The following is a 16,912-nucleotide window of genomic DNA, read 5'->3' on the forward strand; positions in this document are numbered from 1 at the left end:
ATGACTACACCTTATGTCGGCGAGATCCGCCTGTTTTCCTTTCCCCGCATACCGCAAGGCTGGTTTGCCTGCGACGGCAGCCTGAAGTCCATCGCCAATAACGAGGTGCTATATACCCTGCTGGGCACCACCTATGGCGGCGACGGCGTCAATACATTCGGTGTACCCGACCTGCGCGGCCAGGTGCCCTTGCATCAGGGCACCGGCCCTAGCCTGACACCCCGGGTCATGGGGCAAAAGGGGGGCAGCGAAACGGTGACCTTGCTGCCGACCCAGATGCCTGCGCATACGCACGTCTTCAGTGCGATCAGCACTCTGGCGACAAGCAACGCGCCAGGCACCAGCGCACAGCTGGCGGCACCGGTCAATAACGACAAGATGTACACGAGCAGCCTGGCTGGCCTCACGACCTATGACATGGCGCCCGCAGCAACGGGCACTGCAGGCAGCAGCTTGCCGCATGACAACACCATGCCCACCCTGACCGCCTCGTTTTGCATCGCATGGGCAGGTATTTACCCATCCCAACAATAGCAGCCAGCACGCAAGCGCAGCCCATAAAATCGATCAGGAGAACCTACCGTGACATCACCATATCTTGGCGAAATACAAGTCTTTGGCTTCAATTTCACCCCTGCCGGGTGGGCAAGCTGTAATGGCGCCACCCTGCAGATCAGGCAATTCAGCGCCCTGTTTTCATTAATCGGCACGCAATATGGCGGCGATGGCGTCAACACCTTCCAGTTGCCCAACTTCACAGGACGCGCGCCCTGCAGCCAGGGCCAGGGGCCAGGCTTGACGCAGCGTGTGATGGGCGAAACGTTCGGCAGCAATACCGTCCAGCTGAATCTCACGGAGATTCCCAACCACACCCATCAACTGACCTTGAGCCGCCAGACCAATGCCACCCTGCAGCGCAACGTGCCGCAAAATGGCGATGGCCTGACCAGCATCACGGGCACGAACGCGTTCGTGCCCGCGGCAACACCGAACGTCACCTTGTCGCCACTGACCATCGGCAGCGCGGGTGGCGGCCAGGCGCATGAAAATCGCCAGCCCCTGCTGGCGGTAAATTTCTGCATCGCCCTGCAAGGCGAGTTTCCCGCGTTTGATTGAGGCTTGAACGCCCCGGGCAGGCGGCGCCATCGGACTCCCGCCTGGCCCTGCCTGCCCCGCATCAGCGGCATTCTCAGTTGAACACGGCCTGATACAGAAAGCCGTGGTTGTCACGCGCCACCGGCACCAGGAAGATACCCACCTCGCCAAATGCATCATGCTGCAGCTGAAAGATTTTCTGGCTGAAGAGGATGGGGGAACTGTTATGGAATAACAAGCTGAACGGCGCCCGCAACAGACCTTCCAGCGTGGCCGACGGCAACGGGCGCGCCTCCTTCAGGATGAAAGCGGCATTCCCGTCGCCGACCGAGATAAACGTGTCGTTGACGCGCGCGGCAAAGTGTTCCAGGGTCAATACATTCATCATTCCAGGCATTCCATTTCATGGGCTGTGTAATTGAAGCAATGATTTATTCTAATGGAAGCATTGCCGCTTTTACACAGTTTTTGACATGAACGCCATCACCACCGCACTCGGCGGCACACAGGCGGCCAAGGACATCCGCCCCGGCCGCCTGTGCAGTGCCTGCCTCGCGGCTTTCTCCGCCTACCGCATCGCCTCTTCCAGCCCCGGCGCAAACCCGGCGCCATGCTTGACCTGCGCGGTGGACGCCTTCAGCGTGGCGCCGATCGGCTCGGCGCGGCCCGCCAGGCACTGGCCCAGGAAGTTTTCCGTCACCGCATTGAAGGCGATGTTGTTCACGGGCCGGGCAAAGCCATGCCCTTCGTCGGGGAACAGCACGTAGGTGACGGGGATATTCTTCGCCGCCATGGCCGCCACGATCTGGTCCGATTCCGCCACGTTGACGCGCGGGTCGTTCGCGCCCTGGCCGATCAGCAGCGGGCGCTGGATGTTCTGCGCAAAGTTCAGCGGCGAGCGTTCCTTCAGCAGCGCCTTGCCCTCTTCCGTGGTCGGATCGCCCATGCGCTTGTAGAACTGCTGCTTGCCCGCTTCCCAGTACGGCGGAATGGTTTGCAGCAGGGTAAACAGGTTCGACGGGCCGACGATGTCGACGCCGCAGGCAAACGTCGTCGGCGTGAACGCCATGCCGGCCAGGGTGGCGTAGCCGCCATACGAGCCGCCCATGATGGCCACCTTGTCGGCCGTCGTCACGCCGCTCTTCACCGCCCATTGCACGGCGTCGAGCAAGTCGTCATGCATCTTGCGGCCCCACTGCAGGTCGCCGGCCGAGATGAATTGCTTGCCGAAGCCCGTCGAGCCCCGGTAATTCACGGACAGCACCGCATAGCCGCGGTTGGCCAGCCATTGATGGTAGCTGTTATAGCCATAGGTATCGCGCGCCCACGGGCCGCCATGCACCAGCAGGACCATCGGCACCGCCTGCGACGGCACGCCGCCGGCGCCCGCCTTCGATGCCTGCGGCAAGGTCAGATAGGACACCAGGGTCAGGCCGTCGCGCGCCTTGATTTGCTGCGGATACATGGGCACCAATGGCGCGCCTTCCAGCTCGGGCCGCGTCACGTACAGCTGCGTGAGCTTTTTGCTCTTCCGGTCGTACAGCCAGCTCGATGCCGGCGCCGTGACGGCATCGACGCCCACCAGCCATTTGTCATCGGCGTCCGTGCGCGACGTCACGTTGAACTGGCCCTTGGCATGCTTCTTCAGGAAGGCCAGGTCAGCCTTCAGGTCGTCCGTCAGCGGCAGGTATTCGTGCTGCAGATAGTCGACGGAATACGCCTGCACCTTGCCTGTGCGCGTGTCGTACAGGGCGTCGGAAATGTCGGCGCGCGGGTCTTGCGCCACCACCGTGGTCTTGCCGCTGGCCACGTCCTGCGCCAGCAGCGCCGAAGTATTGCGGCCGCGCGAATCGGTCCAATACAAGGTCTTGCCGTCGACCGTAAAGCCCAGCGGCGACGTCGTCTGCGCATCTTCCAGGCCGACCTCGGCCAGCGGCGTGCTCTCGGCCTTGCCGTCCGTGATGCGGAAGTACTGCATGCCGCCATCGGCGCGCGCCTTGCTGGCGATGCGCACGTTGAGCAGCTCATCGGCCACATAGCCGCCATAGCCATCGTTCTGCAGCACCAGGGTCAGCTTGCCGCTGGCCAGGTCCAGGCTGTACACGTCGTGCCAGCGCGCATCGCGGTTATTGATGCCGATCAAGATACGGTCCTTCACCTTGCTGCTGATCTGGATCACGCGCACGCGGGTCTTCTCGAACGGCGTGTAACTGACCTGCTTGCCGCTCACGACATTCACGCCGTACAGCAGGAAGTTTTCATCGCCGCCCTTGTCCTGGATGAACAGCAGGGTGTTCGAATCGGGCGACCAGAAGCTGCTGCGGATGGGACGCACCTTTTCTTCCGTCAGCGGGCGCGCCTGCGCCGGATTGCTGGCCGGCGCCACCCACACATTGAGCACGCCGTCGCGCGGCGCGATCCACGACAGCCACTTGCCATCCGGGCTGATGCGCCCGCCGGACTTGCTGGGATTGCCAAACAGCTTGGCCCGCTCGATCAGCGGCGTGTCATTGACAGGAGCTTGGGCGTGCGCTGGCAGTGCGCTGGCGAACAACAGGACAGGCAGGACATAGCGAATCATGGACACCTCATGGTTGATGAATGAAGGGAAACTTCACACGTGCATGTGCCAGCACATCATAGGCCAAAGCCGTATTGCCAGGTTGACTACGCGACAGGGGACGAGAATCGGGGGACAGAATGGCGAAAACGCGGACTGGCTAGCGGAGCAGCCATGTCGCTGCAGCTTGCAGCGATGTTCGCCTGCCGTTGGCAAGCCAGTCAACTCACTGGATTGCCAACGCGACTAGCAAATTCCGCCAGCCTCACTTTTGCCAGTACGCAGATCGAGCCCAAGCAGGCACGCGTAACCGTTGTCCTTGTTGTGGACGCAAAGAAGATGCCCCCTGCGCCGCTCGCGGAAATCAGGGTCGCCGCTACAGGCAAGCTCACGCCGCACGTCAGGCCCGATACCATTGAACAGGTCGCGGGCAGCCTGCCCCTTGAACCGGAATGAGACATGGCGGTCGTTTGGTGTCGGCGGCAGCATCTCGGCAAGACTGCCGCCGTACACCTGGTAGCGGCCGCTGAGAGCCTTGGCTTCCGCCATTTTCAGGTCTATCTCGGCGGACTGTGCCAACGAAATCAGCGCGCATGCTGAAAGAATCCCCGCTCTGCGGCAATTCACGCATACCTCCTGATCTCGACATGAAAGTGATCGTCATGCCGCATCGCCGACCGAACTCGTCCGCCCCCGATCACCTTTTGCACTTCCGTGTCATTAAAGTAAATGACGCGGACCATCATGTGCCGCGCGAATAACCGGATCAAGCGGATTGTTGCATCACGATCATAGGCAGGATCAAACCGCGTCAAGCGCGCTCCCTGCCCTGTCAGTTTATCGTTCCGGACCGGCCGAATATCCATTTCAAGCCCCTTCTGGTGCGTGGCATGGCCATCATATTCGGCGCCGCCAGCGACACTGATATTACCGATGCCAAACTTGCGCTCGTCAATAGCTTGCCACTCACGTTCAATGCACAGAATAAGAGTCATCAGGTTGGGGTGGGCATACTGGGCAAGGTGGCCGGTATTGAGCCGGCCGCCCACATTTCCATAAACGTAATAGCCAGCCCCTTCAGGCGCCTGGGGCAGCATAAAGTAACCGCGCATATCTTTCGGTTGAAGCTCCAGCATACCGACTCCCGTTAAGCGACGATACACATCGAAATACGCAGGACATTATGAATAGCGGCGCTGACGACGTGGACCTCGCGTCATGCCTGCGACAAGATGTGGCCAGGAAATGCGATTGTTGCCGGCTTATTGGTTCAAGAACTTGGGATATATCAATTCTGCATCAATAAAAGAACGCAAGGGCAGTCCTGCATGGTGTCTGGGAATCGACTCGGAGGACTGTGAATGCTTAAACTGTTCAAGTTCATCGTCGCTGAACCGGGCCTGCGCCTGGACTACCTATCGAGCAACTCGACATGTTCAACTACAGGGCCGAACGACGCGAGGTTCTGGCCACGCATGCGCAAGTGCAGGCGATACGCGAAGCCGGCATGATGAGCAAGGAACGCAAGGGCACGGGCTTGAGCATCCCGACAGCCAGCGGCCCCATGTTCGCCTGCATCATCGATATGTCCTACCTGCTTTGGGCGCGCGGCATCGATATCCGCATGCTGAACGAATCTCAGATCGAGGATGGACGGATCAGGATCAAGCCAAGCAAGACACAAAAAACCAGCGGGAAGGCTGTCGATATTATCGCCACTCCCGAAATTGCCGAAGTGATCGCCCGCGCCCGTGGATTGAAAATCAAGTATGGGCTGATCAGCCAGTTCGTGTTTCCGACGCAAAAAGGCGGCGCCTACACCCGCTCAGGCCCTGGTTCGATGTGGGATCGCGCAAAGGAGCGCATTGGCACGCAGAATGACGGGGTATTCCGCGATATCAGGGCCTTGGCGGCCACCGATGCGGCACGGCGGGGAGAGGGCCGGGCCGACATTCAAAAGCGCTTGGTGCACACGTCAGGCAAGACAACGGATATCTACATCAAGGAAGTGATTGCGGATGTTTCCGAGATTCCAATGGCATTGCCATGGATTGAATAACGCCCGACCTTCGCAAGTTTAAGCCATTCTCAGCGAATGCTGAATGGCTGTCTTCTCCCAAGACTGGAAGGTCGAAGCTTAGAACATATCCTTAGCAAGGGGCATCTGCAAGCGAAGGTAGCCCCTCTACCATTATGATCCCAGCCCTTAGAGATTTTACCCTTTCGAAAAGGGCCAAGCTGTCATAACTATTCAAGTTCAGAAACTTATCACGGACATACACGTCGTTGTTAGCGACGTGGAAAACGAAACGCGCGAATTCTTCAATATTGTCCTGCGCGTACTCAAGTGCCTTAACGCGACGAGCTTCAGTCTCCTCTTCGTCCTCAAATCGCGACGAAAATCGCCCCTCATGATGACCAGGTGGCAGAATGCCGCAGGCCAGAAGCGCATTCAGGGCTTGACTCTCCTTTCGCGCAGCATCGTAGTCTTGTTCGCGCATATTCAAATCAATCATCAGAATTTGCTCGAGCGCAGAAACTATGCCATCGTAAACTTTCACAGCATCTAACGTCGCACTCCGGGATTTAGCTTGATGATGTATAACAACTCTCTCAAGAAGCTGACTGGTGACATTAATAATCTCAGTGGCCTTAGCGGTAGTACGGCTATGATTTTGCGGTGCCTGAAAGAGACGCACGTTTGAGTAAATTTTCCCCAAGTATTTCTCAAAATCTCGGGAATCCATAACGCGCATATTTACAGCGTCGTATAAATGCAAAATCTGGTTGAGTTCGATGATCGGGTCTTGCATATCTAAATCCTTATGGCGCGATATAAAAAATTTAAGTGAGTAGCCCACATTTTTATGCCAAAACAATCTTTATGTGTTACCAACAACCCTCACCTAAAACGATTTCACTAATGCCTGCATACTGATAGGGCCATCTGCATGCAGCAATGAAAATCATACGCTATGTAAACGGAAAAACCCAGCACCGATATTATACAAACGTATAATATACAGTACTGGGTTTCTATACAGCTTGCGCTGTAACTCCTTGAATCTAATGGTCGGGGCGAGAAGATTCGAACTTCCGACCCCATGCACCCCATGCATGTACGCTACCAGGCTGCGCTACGCCCCGACGAGGTGGGAATTATAGCAGAGGCTTTTAGGTTTTTGCCATGCTTTGCGCATGATTCATATCGAACTGCGCAAACTTTTTTGCATGGCCCTGGCAAGCGGCCTATTCGTTCAGCAGCAGCGCCGTCAGGACGATGCGGAAGCCTGCGATCAGCGGCTCGACTTTCACGTCCGGATTGTGAATGAAGCGCACGGGCAAGCCCTGGTAAATGGCGACGAGGGCATTCAGGCGGCCTTCCAGCATCTCTTCATCGGCCGGCAAGCCGCGCTTGATGCGCGCATCGCGGATGATGGAGAGAAACAACTGGCGCGAGCGCTGGTCCGAGCATTGCAGCATGTCGGCGATCGCCGGATTGCGCGATGCTTCGGCGAAAATTTCCAGCGGCATCATCCACGTTTTCGGGTCCAGCGCTTCGAGCACATGCTCGCCCGCATTGTCGATCACGGCCTGCAGCGGGTCTTCGCGCTGCGCCAGGTCCTGCATCAGGTTCGACACCCGCTCCGTATTCTGCATGACGAAGGCGGCGATGATCGCATCCTTGCTGTCAAAATAATTATAGATATGGCCCGCGCTCATGCCGGCCGCTTTCGAGATCTCGGCCATGCTGGCGCCGTGGAAGCCGCGGCGGCTGAAACAGCTTTCGGCCGCATCGAGCACCTGCTTGCGCCGCGTGTTGGCGCGCTCGGGATCCGGATGCTTCTTTTCAACTTGGTTCATGATTTTCCAGTAGCGCGCCGGCCCTGCCCTTGCGGGCAAGGCCGGCGTCGGCGTCCCCGTGATTATTGGACGCCGCCAGCCGCCGCGACGGCTGTCTGCTCAGGCTGCCAACCGCCGCCCAGCACCTTGTACAAGGTCACCAGGTTGGTCGATTTGGCCAGACGCGCCGTGATCAGGCTTTGCTGCGCCGTGTACAGCGCGCGCTGGGCCACCAGGGCGTTCAGGTAGGACTCGGCGCCCTGCTTGTAGCGCGCGTCGTGGATGGTGTAGCTCTTCGTCGACGCCTCGACCAGCGAAACCTGCGATTGCAGGCGCTCGTCGATGGTGCCGCGCTGGGCCAGCGCATCGGACACTTCGCGGAAGGCGACCTGGATCGCCTTTTCGTATTGCGCCACGGAAATTTCACGCTGCACCTTGGCGATATCGAGGTTGGCGCGGTTCACGCCGCCATCGAAGATCGGCAAACTGATCTGCGGAATGAAACTCCACGTGCCGCTGCCCGCCTTGAACAGGCCCGACAGGTTGTCGCTCAGCGAGCCGGCCGTGGCCGTCAGCGAAATGCGCGGGAAGAACGCCGCGCGCGCCGCGCCGATGTTGGCGTTGGCAGCGCGCAAGGTGCGCTCGGCCGCCAGCACGTCGGGACGGCGTTGCAGCACGTCCGACGGCACGCCGGACGGAATGTCCGCCAGGGCCGTCACGGCACCGAACTCGCCTTGCGGCAGCAGGTCGGCCGGCACGGGGCCGCCCACCAGCAGGACGAGCGCGTTTTGATCCAGCGCAACCTGGCTCGTGTAAACGGCCACGTCGGAACGGGCCGACTCGACGCTGGTCTGGGCATCGTACTTGTCCAGGCCGGAAGTCGCACCGGCACTGAAGCGGCGCACGGCCAGGTCATACGACGACTGCTGGCTCTTCAGGGTGTCCTGCGCCACGCGCAGGCGCTGCTGGTCGGCCACCAGGTTCAGATAGGTGCTGGCCACTTCGGCCACCAGGCTGATCTGCTGTGCGCGGCGGGCTTCTTCCGTGCCCAGGTATTGCTCCAGCGCACTGTCGGACAGGCTGCGCACGCGGCCGAAGAAGTCCAGCTCGTAAGCCGACACGCCCAGGTTCGCCGTGTACTGGCGGTTGATGGACGCTTCGCCGTTGGCGCTGGCGTTCTTCGGCACGCGGCTGGCCGTCTGGCCGCCGGACGCCGACAGGGTCGGGATCAGCGCGGCGCGTTCGATGCCGTAGGTGGCGCGCGCCTTCTCGATGTTGAGGATCGAGACGCGCAGGTCGCGGTTGTTGGCCAGCGCCAGTTCCAGTACCTGGCGCAGGCGCGCATCGGCAAAGAACTCGCGCCAGGCGACGTCCGCCACCGGCTTGGCGTCGGCGGCGGCCGTGTCGGCCTTGTAGGAAGGGCCCGTCGGCCACGCCGTGGGCGCCGGCGCTGCCGGACGCTCATACGTCGGGGCCAGGCTGCAACCGGCCAGCAAGGCCAGTGCCGCCATGGAGAGTAGCGTTTTTTTCATATTAATGCGCATCCTTAGAAAGCGTGACGGCTGGCGAGCCAGGCGTCGCCGGCGTGGCGGGCGCGTCCGGCTTCGAGAAGAAGCCGCGCACCAGCACGAAGAACACCGGCACGAAGAAGATACCGAGGAACGTGGCCGTCAACATACCGCCCAGCACGCCGATACCGATGGCGTTCTGGCTGCCGGAACCGGCGCCGCTGGATATAGCCAGCGGCAACACGCCCAGGCCGAAGGCGATCGAGGTCATCAGGATCGGACGCAGGCGCAGACGCACCGCGTGCAAGGTCGCGTCCAGCAGCGACATGCCCGATTCCTGCATTTCCTTGGCGAATTCAACGATCAGAATCGCATTCTTCGCCGACAGGCCCACCACCGTGAGCAAGCCCACCTGGAAGTACACGTCGTTCGACAGGCCGAACATCCACGTACCGAGCACGGCGCCGATCACGCCCAGCGGTACCACCAGCAGCACGGAGAACGGAATCGACCAGCTCTCATACAGCGCGGCCAGGCACAGGAAGACGATCAGCAGCGACAGCGCGTACAGCTGCGGCGTCTGCGAACCGGATTCGCGCTCTTCCAGCGACACGCCGGTCCAGCTGAAGCCGATGCCAGGCGGCAACTTGGCGACCATCTCTTCCATCGCGTTCATGGCGGCGCCCGTGCTTTGGCCCGGCGCCGGCGTACCCAGGATCTCTACCGACGGCAAGCCGTTGTAGCGTTCCAGGCGTGGCGACGCGTAAATCCACTTGCCGGTAGCGAAGGCCGAGAACGGCACCATCTGGCCAGCGGTATTGCGCACGAACCACTTGTTCAAGTCTTCCGGCAGCATGCGCGAACTGGCGTCACCCTGGATGAACACTTTCTTCACGCGGCCACGGTCGAGGAAGTCGTTCACATATGAACTACCCCAGCCGACGCTCAGCACGCGGTTGATTTCCGATATCTGCAGGCCCAGCGCGGTAGCTTTCTGCTGGTCGATGTCGATCTTGTACTGCGGCGTATCTTCCTGGCCGTTCGGGCGCACGCCCACCATGGCCGGATTCTGCGACGCCATGCCCAGCAACTGGTTACGCGCCGCCATCAGGGCGTCATGGCCGACACCGCCGATATCCTGCAGCTGCATGTCGAAACCGGTGGCGTTACCCAGCTCCAGCACGGCAGGCGGTGCAAACGTAAACACCATCGCATCCTTGATCTGCAACAACTTGCCCATGGCGCGACCGGCCACGGCCGGCGCTTTTTGCGCCACGTCCTTGCGCAGCGACCAGTCTTTCAGGCGCACGAAGGCGATACCCGTATTCTGGCCGTTACCGCCGAAGCTGAAACCGGCGACGGCAAACACGGAAGCGACGTTGTCTTTCTCGCTGTTCATGAAGTGGTCTTCGACCTGTTCGATCACTTTCAGGGTGCGCTCTTGCGTGGCGCCCGTCGGCAATTGAATCTGCGTAAACAGGATGCCCTGGTCTTCTTCCGGCAGGAACGAGGTCGGCAGGCGCATGAAGATGAACACCAGGCCGGCCAGCAACAGCACATACAACAGCATCGAACGGGCGCGGTGGCGGATCATGCTGCCGACCAGGCCCTGGTACTTGTTGCTGCTGCTATCGAAGCTGCGGTTGAACCAGCCGAAGAAGCCCTTGTTCGTCGCGTGATGGCCTTTTTCGACCGGCTTGAGCAAGGTGGCGCACAAGGCTGGCGTAAACACCAGCGCGACGACGACGGACAGCACCATCGACGAGACGATCGTGATCGAGAACTGGCGGTAAATCACGCCCGTCGAACCGCCGAAGAAGGCCATCGGCACGAACACGGCCGACAGCACCATGGCGATACCGACCAGCGCGCCCGTGATCTGCGTCATGGACTTGCGCGTCGCTTCCAGCGGCGACAAGCCCTCTTCGCTCATCACGCGCTCGACGTTTTCCACCACCACGATGGCATCGTCGACCAGCAAACCGATGGCCAGCACCATGGCGAACATGGTCAGCGTATTGATCGAATAGCCAAACGCGTTCAGGATACCGAAGGTACCCAGCAGCACGACCGGCACGGCCATGGTCGGGATCAGGGTGGCGCGGAAGTTCTGCAGGAACAGATACATCACCAGAAACACCAGGATGACCGCTTCGACCAGGGTTTTGACCACTTCTTCGATGGACAGTTTCACGAACGGGGTCGTGTCGAACGCCACCTGATAGCTCATGCCTTCAGGGAATTGCTTGCTCAGGTTGCCCAGCATGGCTTTCGCCGCATTGGCCGTATCGAGCGCGTTGGCGCCCGTCGCCAGCTTGATCGCCACGCCCGTTGCCGCATGGCCGTTGTAGCGGGCCACGGTATTGTAGTTCTCGCGGCCCAGTTCCATGCTGGCCACGTCCTTCAGGTACACCATGGCACCGTTGGTCGTGGTTTTCAGCAGGATGGCGCCGAACTGCTCCACCGTTTGCAGACGGCTTTGCGCCGACACGGTCGCGTTCAGCTGCTGGCCCTTGATGGACGGCGTGCCGCCCAGCTCACCGGCCGACACTTCCGCATTCTGCGCCTGCACGGCCGTGATCACGTCCGCCGGGGTCAGGTTAAAGCTTTGCAGCTTGGCCGGATTGAGCCAGATACGCATGGCGTACTGCGAACCGAACAGTGTCACGTCGCCCACGCCGGGCACGCGGCTCAGCGGATCGACGACGTTGGCGGCCACATAGTCGCTCAAGTCGGTCTGGTCCATCTTGCCGTTTTCGGAAATGAAGCCGAACACCATCAGGAAGTTCTTCGTGGCTTTCGACACGACCAAGCCTTGCTGCGTGACAGCCGTCGGCAGCAGTGGCGTAGCCAGCTGCAGCTTGTTCTGTACCTGCACCTGGGCGATGTCGGGATTGGTGCCGCTGGTAAACGTCAGCGTGATGCTGATGCCGCCAGTGGCATCGCTCGACGAGGCCATGTAGCGCAAGCCGTCGATACCCTTCATCTTTTGTTCGATGACCTGGGTAACGGCGTCTTCCACGGTCTTGGCGGAGGCGCCAGGATAGGAGCCGCTGATCGAAATCGACGGCGGAGCGATGCTCGGGTACTGCGCGATCGGCAGGCTGAGGATCGAAATCACGCCGGCAAGCATGATGACGATCGCGACCACCCAGGCAAAAATCGGGCGGTCAATGAAAAAACGGGCCATTAATATTCTCCTGAATTAGTGGGCGCTGGCAGCCGATGCTGCGGCAGAGGCGGCAGCGGCAGGCGCATCAGCGGCCTTGGCCGGTACGGCAACGGCTGGTGCGCCTGGCTTGACTTTTTGCAAGCCCTCCACGATCACGCGATCGCCTGCGGCCAAGCCGGACGTCACCAGCCAGTTGGTGCCGACGGTACCGCTGGTGGTCAGCACGCGTTGCTCGACCTTGTTTTCCTTGTTCAGGATCAAGGCGGTTGCCTGGCCCTTCTGGTTGCGCGTCACGCCCACTTGCGGCACGGTGATGGCTTTTTCATCGACGCCCGTTTCCAGCTGGGCACGTACGTACATGCCTGGCAGCAATTCGCCTTTCGGGTTCGGGAACAGCGCGCGCAAGATCACGTTGCCGGTGGTCGGATCGACCGTCACGCCAGCGAACTGCAGCTTGCCCGGTTCGCTGTACTTGCTGCCATCCGGCAAGATCAGGTCGACCTTGGCCTGGCCTTCGCCCACTTTTTTCAGCGAGCCGTCGGCCATCTGGCGCTTCAGGCGCAGCAGATCCGTGCTCGACTGAGTCACGTCGACATAGATGGGATCGAGTTGCTGCACGGTGGTCAGCGCGTCGGCCTGACCCGCCGTGACCAGCGCGCCGGCCGTCACGGTCGAGCGGCTGGTGCGGCCGCTGATCGGCGCCGTCACGGTGCTGTATTTCAGGTTGATGTTCGCCGTTTCCAGCGCCGCGGTGGCGGACTCGACGTCTGCCTTGGCTTGCTCGAACGCAGCGACGGCATCGTCGTATTCCTGGCGGCTCACGCCTTCGATGGCGACCAGTTCCTTGTAGCGGGACGCTTTCGGACCGGCCGTCAGCAGGTTGGCCTTGGCTTTCGACAGCGCGGCCTTGGCCGAATTATAGGCAGCCTGGTAGGTGGCGGGATCGATCTGATAAAGGGCCGTGCCCGCTTTCACATCGCTGCCTTCGACGAACAGGCGCTTCTGGATCAAGCCGCCGACTTGCGGGCGCACATCGGCGACCTGGTAGGCATTCGTACGGCCGGGCAATTCGGCGCTCATCGGCAACGCGGCCGGATTAACAGTAAACACGACCACCTGTGGCGCTTGCTGCGCGTGAGGTGCTTCCTGTTTTTTACTGCAGCCGGCCATGATTACAGTGGCGCACAGAACGGCAATAGCGCCGCTCGTACGCGGCGACGTCAAGGAAAATGTTGGTTGCATCTTGGACTTTCTGAAAAAGAAGCTGGCTAGTGTCGTTAGAAATGACTAAATTTATTAACGCAGATCAAAGAATGAACGATCATTCTAAAATCGTCAAGCATCGTTACAATTGAAACATAGTAACTATCAAGCGAATTAAATTATCAATGAGGCAATGAAATGAAGGCAGCAACAGCGTCGGCACGCCCGCCAATTCGAACGGGAAGCGGGCCGGCGGCGGCAAAACGGCAAAGCGGGAAAGTTGGATTGAATGATTACTGTAGCAGGGTAATGCGTTTTTTGCTGAAGCCGTGGTCGCGTACGCAACACTGCCTTGCGCGCCCCCCGCCGGCCACGATGAATATTTACCAATGGTATCGAAAAGACATGCCGCGCCGGACGCGCTAGTATAGTGATCACGGCGTGGCAAAGCGGGGGCGCAACGATGACGGCACAGGCGCGAAACACAGGGCAGCACGATGGCGCGAGCGGCCCGGACGCGCCGCCACTGCTGTCGACGGGGGTCGCCGGCCTCGACACCATCCTCACGGGGGGCTTGCTGGCCGAGCGCCTGTACCTGGTCGAAGGCGTCCCCGGCACGGGCAAGACCACCCTGGCGCTGCAATTTCTGGCCGAGGGTGCGCGCAGCGGCGTGCCCGTGCTGTATATCGCCCTGGCGGAATCCGAGATCGAGCTGCGCGGCGCGGCCCTGTCGCATGGCTGGGACCTGGCCGGCATCGCCATCGAAGAAGTGGCGCCCGGCGACGATATCCTCGACCCCGAGCGCCAGTACACCATCTTCCACCCGTCGGAAATCGAACTGGCCTCGACCAACCAGCGCATCCTCGCCGCCATCGAAAAGCACCGCCCTGCCCGCCTCGTGCTCGATTCGCTGTCCGAACTGCAACTGCTGGCGGAAAACCCCCTGCGCTACCGGCGCCAGGTCGTGGCGTTGAAACAATACCTGGCCAGCCGGCACTGCACCACCCTGCTGATCGATGACCGTTCCGCGCTGGACGACGGCTTGCAAGTGCGTAGCGTGGCCCATTGCGTGATTTCGCTGGAGCTGCAAAACCAGGCTTACGGCAATGACCGGCGCCGCGTGCGGGTGGTGAAATACCGGGGCGTGCCGTTTCGCAGCGGCACGCACGACTACAAGATCGCCCATGACGGCCTGGTCGTCTTTCCGCGCCTGGTGGCGGCCGACACGCGCCGCGATGGCGACCATCGGCGCCTGTCGAGCGGCGTGCCCGAACTCGACACCATGACCGGGGGCGGCCTGGAAGAAGGCATGAGCACGCTCATTTCCGGCCCGGCCGGCAGCGGCAAGTCCACCCTGGCGGCGCAATTCGTGCACGCGGCCATAACGCGCGGCGAACCGTGCGCCATGTTCCTGTTCGAGGAAGCCCGCAGCAAGCTGCTGAACCGGACCGACAGCGTGGGCATGCGCCTGCAGGCGGCGCTCGATTCCGGCCTGTTGAGTGTGCAGCAAGTCGATCCGGCCGAGCTGACACCGGGAGAATTCGCCCAGGCCGTGGTCGACGCGGCAGAACGGGGCGCCCAGGTCATCGTCATCGATAGCCTGAACGGCTACATGCATGCCGTGCCCGACGAGCGCTTCCAGAGCACCTATCTGCATGAACTGCTCAATTACCTGGGCCAGCGGGGCGTGGCCACCCTGCTCGTCGGCGTGCAGCAAAACATGCTGGGCACCTCGATGACGACCTCGGCCGACGCCAGCTATCTGGCCGACGGCGTCATCATGCTGCGCTATTACGAAACGGAAGGCGAGGTGCGGCAAGCCATTTCCGTCTTCAAGAAGCGCGGCAGCGCGCACGAGCGCAGCATCCGCCGCTTCGAAATCAGCCCGCAGGGCATCCGCATCGGCCCGGCCCTGGCCGGCTTTCACGGCATCCTGTCGGGCTTGCCCACCATCGGCGGCACGCCCTTCCCCTAGGAGTTGCCATGGAGCAGCGTATCCTGATCTACGCGCCTGGCGGCCAGGACGCCGCCCTGGCCGCCAGGGTGCTCGCCGGCGAGGCCATCGCCAGCCACGCCTGCCGCTCCGCCGGCGAACTGGCCGAGCAACTGGCGCTGGGCGCCGGCGGCGTGCTGACGGTGGACGAATCCTTGCCTGCCGGCGTGTACGCCGTGCTTGACGCCTACGCCCGCCAACAACCGGACTGGTCCGATTTGCCCATCATCCTGCTGACGCACGCGGGCCTCGATTCCCTGCCTTTGCGGCAAGCCGTCGCCACCCTGGGCAACCTGACCCTGCTGGAACGCCCCGTACACATATTGACCCTGATCACCTCGGCCCACGCCATGCTGCGCGCACGCCAGCGCCAGTACCAGGTGCGCGAGACGCAGCGGCGCAAGGACGAATTCCTTGCCAGCCTCGGGCATGAACTGCGCAATCCGCTGGCGCCCATCAAGACCTCGGTGGCCCTGCTCAAGCACCTGTATCCCGCATCGGAGCAGGTCAGCAAGGTCAGCGGCGTGATCGAGCGCCAGGTAACGCACCTGACGCGGCTGGTGGATGACTTGCTCAACGTGGCGCGCATCACCAGCGGCAAGGTACTGCTGCAGCGAGAAAACATTGATTTACAGCAAGTACTCGACCATGTGATCGAACTGTGCCAGCCCGCAGCCGACAGCCGGCACATCAGCATCACGCAAGCGCTGCCGCCGCATGCCGTGACCTTGCACGCCGACTATGCCAGGGTGGTGCAGATCTTTGCCAATATCGTGTCGAATGCCGTGAAGTTCACGCCGGAAGGCGGCCACATCCACATGACGGCGCGCCTGGCGCAAGGCTTGCTGCAGGTGACGGTCGAAGACAATGGCATCGGCATCGAGCCGGACGCCATCCCGCGCATCTTTTCCATGTTCGAACAGGGGCGCACGGTGGAAGGCCAGATGGCCAGCGGCCTGGGCATCGGCCTGAGCCTGGCGCGCCAATTTACCGAGATGCATGGCGGCAACATCGAAGCGTACAGCGACGGCCCCGGCCGCGGCAGCCGCTTCATCGTCACCTTGCCGGCCAGCGCCGGCGACGCCCAGGCAGCCGCCCCGGCCACGCCGGCGGCGGCCGGCAGCGAGACACCCAGCGGCGCTGGCCAACCCGTGCAAGTGCTGGTGGTGGACGACAACCTCGATGCGGCCGATGCCTTGCAAAGCCTGTTCCAGCTCGAGGGCTATGCCGCCAGTGTCGCGTATGGCGGCGCGCAAGCCCTGGCGGCCGTCGACATGGCATGGCCGCAACTGGTCGTGATGGACCTGGGCATGCCGGACATGGATGGTTATGAGGCGGCGCGCCAGATACGCCAGCGTGCGCAGGGGCGCGAAGTGCTGCTGATCGCCCTGACGGGCTGGGGAGAGGCGCGCTCACGCACGGAACAAGCCGGTTTCGACCATCACCTGACGAAACCGGTGGACTTCGCCGCCATCGCCGCCCTGCTGGAACAGCGCCTGGCGCGGCGGACGGGAGCAGCTACGCGGACAAAATAGCGT

Annotated in this window: 14 protein-coding genes and 1 tRNA gene; 5 read left to right on the forward strand and 10 right to left on the reverse strand. The window is 61.4% G+C overall.

All coding sequences use genetic code 11. The features are described from left to right. The gene (locus O3300_RS09615; RefSeq protein ID WP_305052790.1) at nucleotides 1–534 is read left to right on the forward strand and encodes a phage tail protein; all 534 of its coding nucleotides are present in this window, start codon (nucleotides 1–3) and stop codon (nucleotides 532–534) included. Nucleotides 535–582: 48 nt separating this feature from the next. Beyond that, nucleotides 583–1,116: a tail fiber protein gene (locus O3300_RS09620; RefSeq protein WP_251350470.1), complete on the forward strand. Its 534-nt coding sequence runs from the start codon at nucleotides 583–585 to the stop codon at nucleotides 1,114–1,116. Nucleotides 1,117–1,189: 73 nt separating this feature from the next. Here O3300_RS09620 and O3300_RS09625 read toward each other — a convergent pair whose 3' ends face one another. From O3300_RS09625 to O3300_RS09640, 4 genes are all read right to left on the reverse strand, one after another. After that, nucleotides 1,190–1,480, reverse strand: a complete 291-nt coding sequence (locus O3300_RS09625; RefSeq protein ID WP_152281270.1) for a hypothetical protein — start codon at nucleotides 1,478–1,480, stop codon at nucleotides 1,190–1,192. Nucleotides 1,481–1,663: 183 nt separating this feature from the next. Then, a complete protein-coding gene (locus O3300_RS09630; protein ID WP_305052791.1) occupies nucleotides 1,664–3,676 on the reverse strand; it encodes a S9 family peptidase in 2,013 nt (670 codons plus the stop codon). 225 nt (nucleotides 3,677–3,901) lie between these two features. Further along, nucleotides 3,902–4,282 (reverse strand): hypothetical protein, encoded by a 381-nt coding sequence (locus tag O3300_RS09635; protein ID WP_305052792.1) that lies wholly within the window; start codon nucleotides 4,280–4,282, stop codon nucleotides 3,902–3,904. Then, nucleotides 4,279–4,791 carry a penicillin-insensitive murein endopeptidase gene (locus O3300_RS09640; protein ID WP_305052793.1) on the reverse strand — a complete coding sequence of 171 codons (513 nt, stop codon included), beginning with the start codon at nucleotides 4,789–4,791 and terminating at the stop codon, nucleotides 4,279–4,281. Before O3300_RS09640 ends, O3300_RS09635 begins: the two co-directional genes overlap by 4 nt. Nucleotides 4,792–5,087: 296 nt before the next feature. Here O3300_RS09640 and O3300_RS09645 point away from each other — a divergent pair, with 296 nt between their 5' ends. Then, a complete protein-coding gene (locus O3300_RS09645) occupies nucleotides 5,088–5,714 on the forward strand; it encodes a tyrosine-type recombinase/integrase (RefSeq protein WP_305052794.1) in 627 nt (208 codons plus the stop codon). 91 nt (nucleotides 5,715–5,805) lie between these two features. Here O3300_RS09645 and O3300_RS09650 read toward each other — a convergent pair whose 3' ends face one another. The 6 genes from O3300_RS09650 to O3300_RS09675 all read right to left on the reverse strand — a co-directional run bounded on the left by O3300_RS09650 (nucleotide 5,806) and on the right by O3300_RS09675 (nucleotide 13,420). Continuing rightward, nucleotides 5,806–6,468: a hypothetical protein gene (locus O3300_RS09650; RefSeq protein ID WP_305052795.1), complete on the reverse strand. Its 663-nt coding sequence runs from the start codon at nucleotides 6,466–6,468 to the stop codon at nucleotides 5,806–5,808. 257 nt (nucleotides 6,469–6,725) lie between these two features. After that, a tRNA-Pro gene (locus O3300_RS09655) sits at nucleotides 6,726–6,802 on the reverse strand. Nucleotides 6,803–6,904: 102 nt separating this feature from the next. Next, nucleotides 6,905–7,519: a TetR/AcrR family transcriptional regulator gene (locus tag O3300_RS09660; protein ID WP_099667038.1), complete on the reverse strand. Its 615-nt coding sequence runs from the start codon at nucleotides 7,517–7,519 to the stop codon at nucleotides 6,905–6,907. A gap of 62 nt (nucleotides 7,520–7,581) precedes the next feature. Continuing rightward, on the reverse strand, nucleotides 7,582–9,030 hold the full coding sequence (adeC, locus tag O3300_RS09665) for an AdeC/AdeK/OprM family multidrug efflux complex outer membrane factor (RefSeq protein WP_251350465.1): 1,449 nt from the start codon (nucleotides 9,028–9,030) through the stop codon (nucleotides 7,582–7,584). Nucleotide 9,031: 1 nt separating this feature from the next. After that, the gene (locus O3300_RS09670) at nucleotides 9,032–12,196 is read right to left on the reverse strand and encodes an efflux RND transporter permease subunit (RefSeq protein WP_289916605.1); all 3,165 of its coding nucleotides are present in this window, start codon (nucleotides 12,194–12,196) and stop codon (nucleotides 9,032–9,034) included. A gap of 15 nt (nucleotides 12,197–12,211) precedes the next feature. Then, entirely contained in the window at nucleotides 12,212–13,420 is a 1,209-nt protein-coding gene (locus O3300_RS09675; RefSeq protein ID WP_099667035.1) for an efflux RND transporter periplasmic adaptor subunit, read from the reverse strand. A gap of 424 nt (nucleotides 13,421–13,844) precedes the next feature. Between O3300_RS09675 and O3300_RS09680 the strand changes: the two genes are divergently transcribed. Both O3300_RS09680 and O3300_RS09685 read left to right on the forward strand, forming a co-directional pair. Then, nucleotides 13,845–15,356, forward strand: a complete 1,512-nt coding sequence (locus O3300_RS09680) for an ATPase domain-containing protein (protein ID WP_305052796.1) — start codon at nucleotides 13,845–13,847, stop codon at nucleotides 15,354–15,356. Between the two features lie 8 nt (nucleotides 15,357–15,364). After that, complete coding sequence (locus O3300_RS09685) at nucleotides 15,365–16,909, forward strand: ATP-binding protein (RefSeq protein WP_305052797.1); 1,545 nt, start codon at nucleotides 15,365–15,367, stop codon at nucleotides 16,907–16,909. Nucleotides 16,910–16,912: the final 3 nt, after the last annotated feature.

It is taken from the genome of Janthinobacterium sp. SUN206 (assembly GCF_030587305.1).
Lineage (GTDB): Bacteria > Pseudomonadota > Gammaproteobacteria > Burkholderiales > Burkholderiaceae_D > Janthinobacterium > Janthinobacterium kumbetense.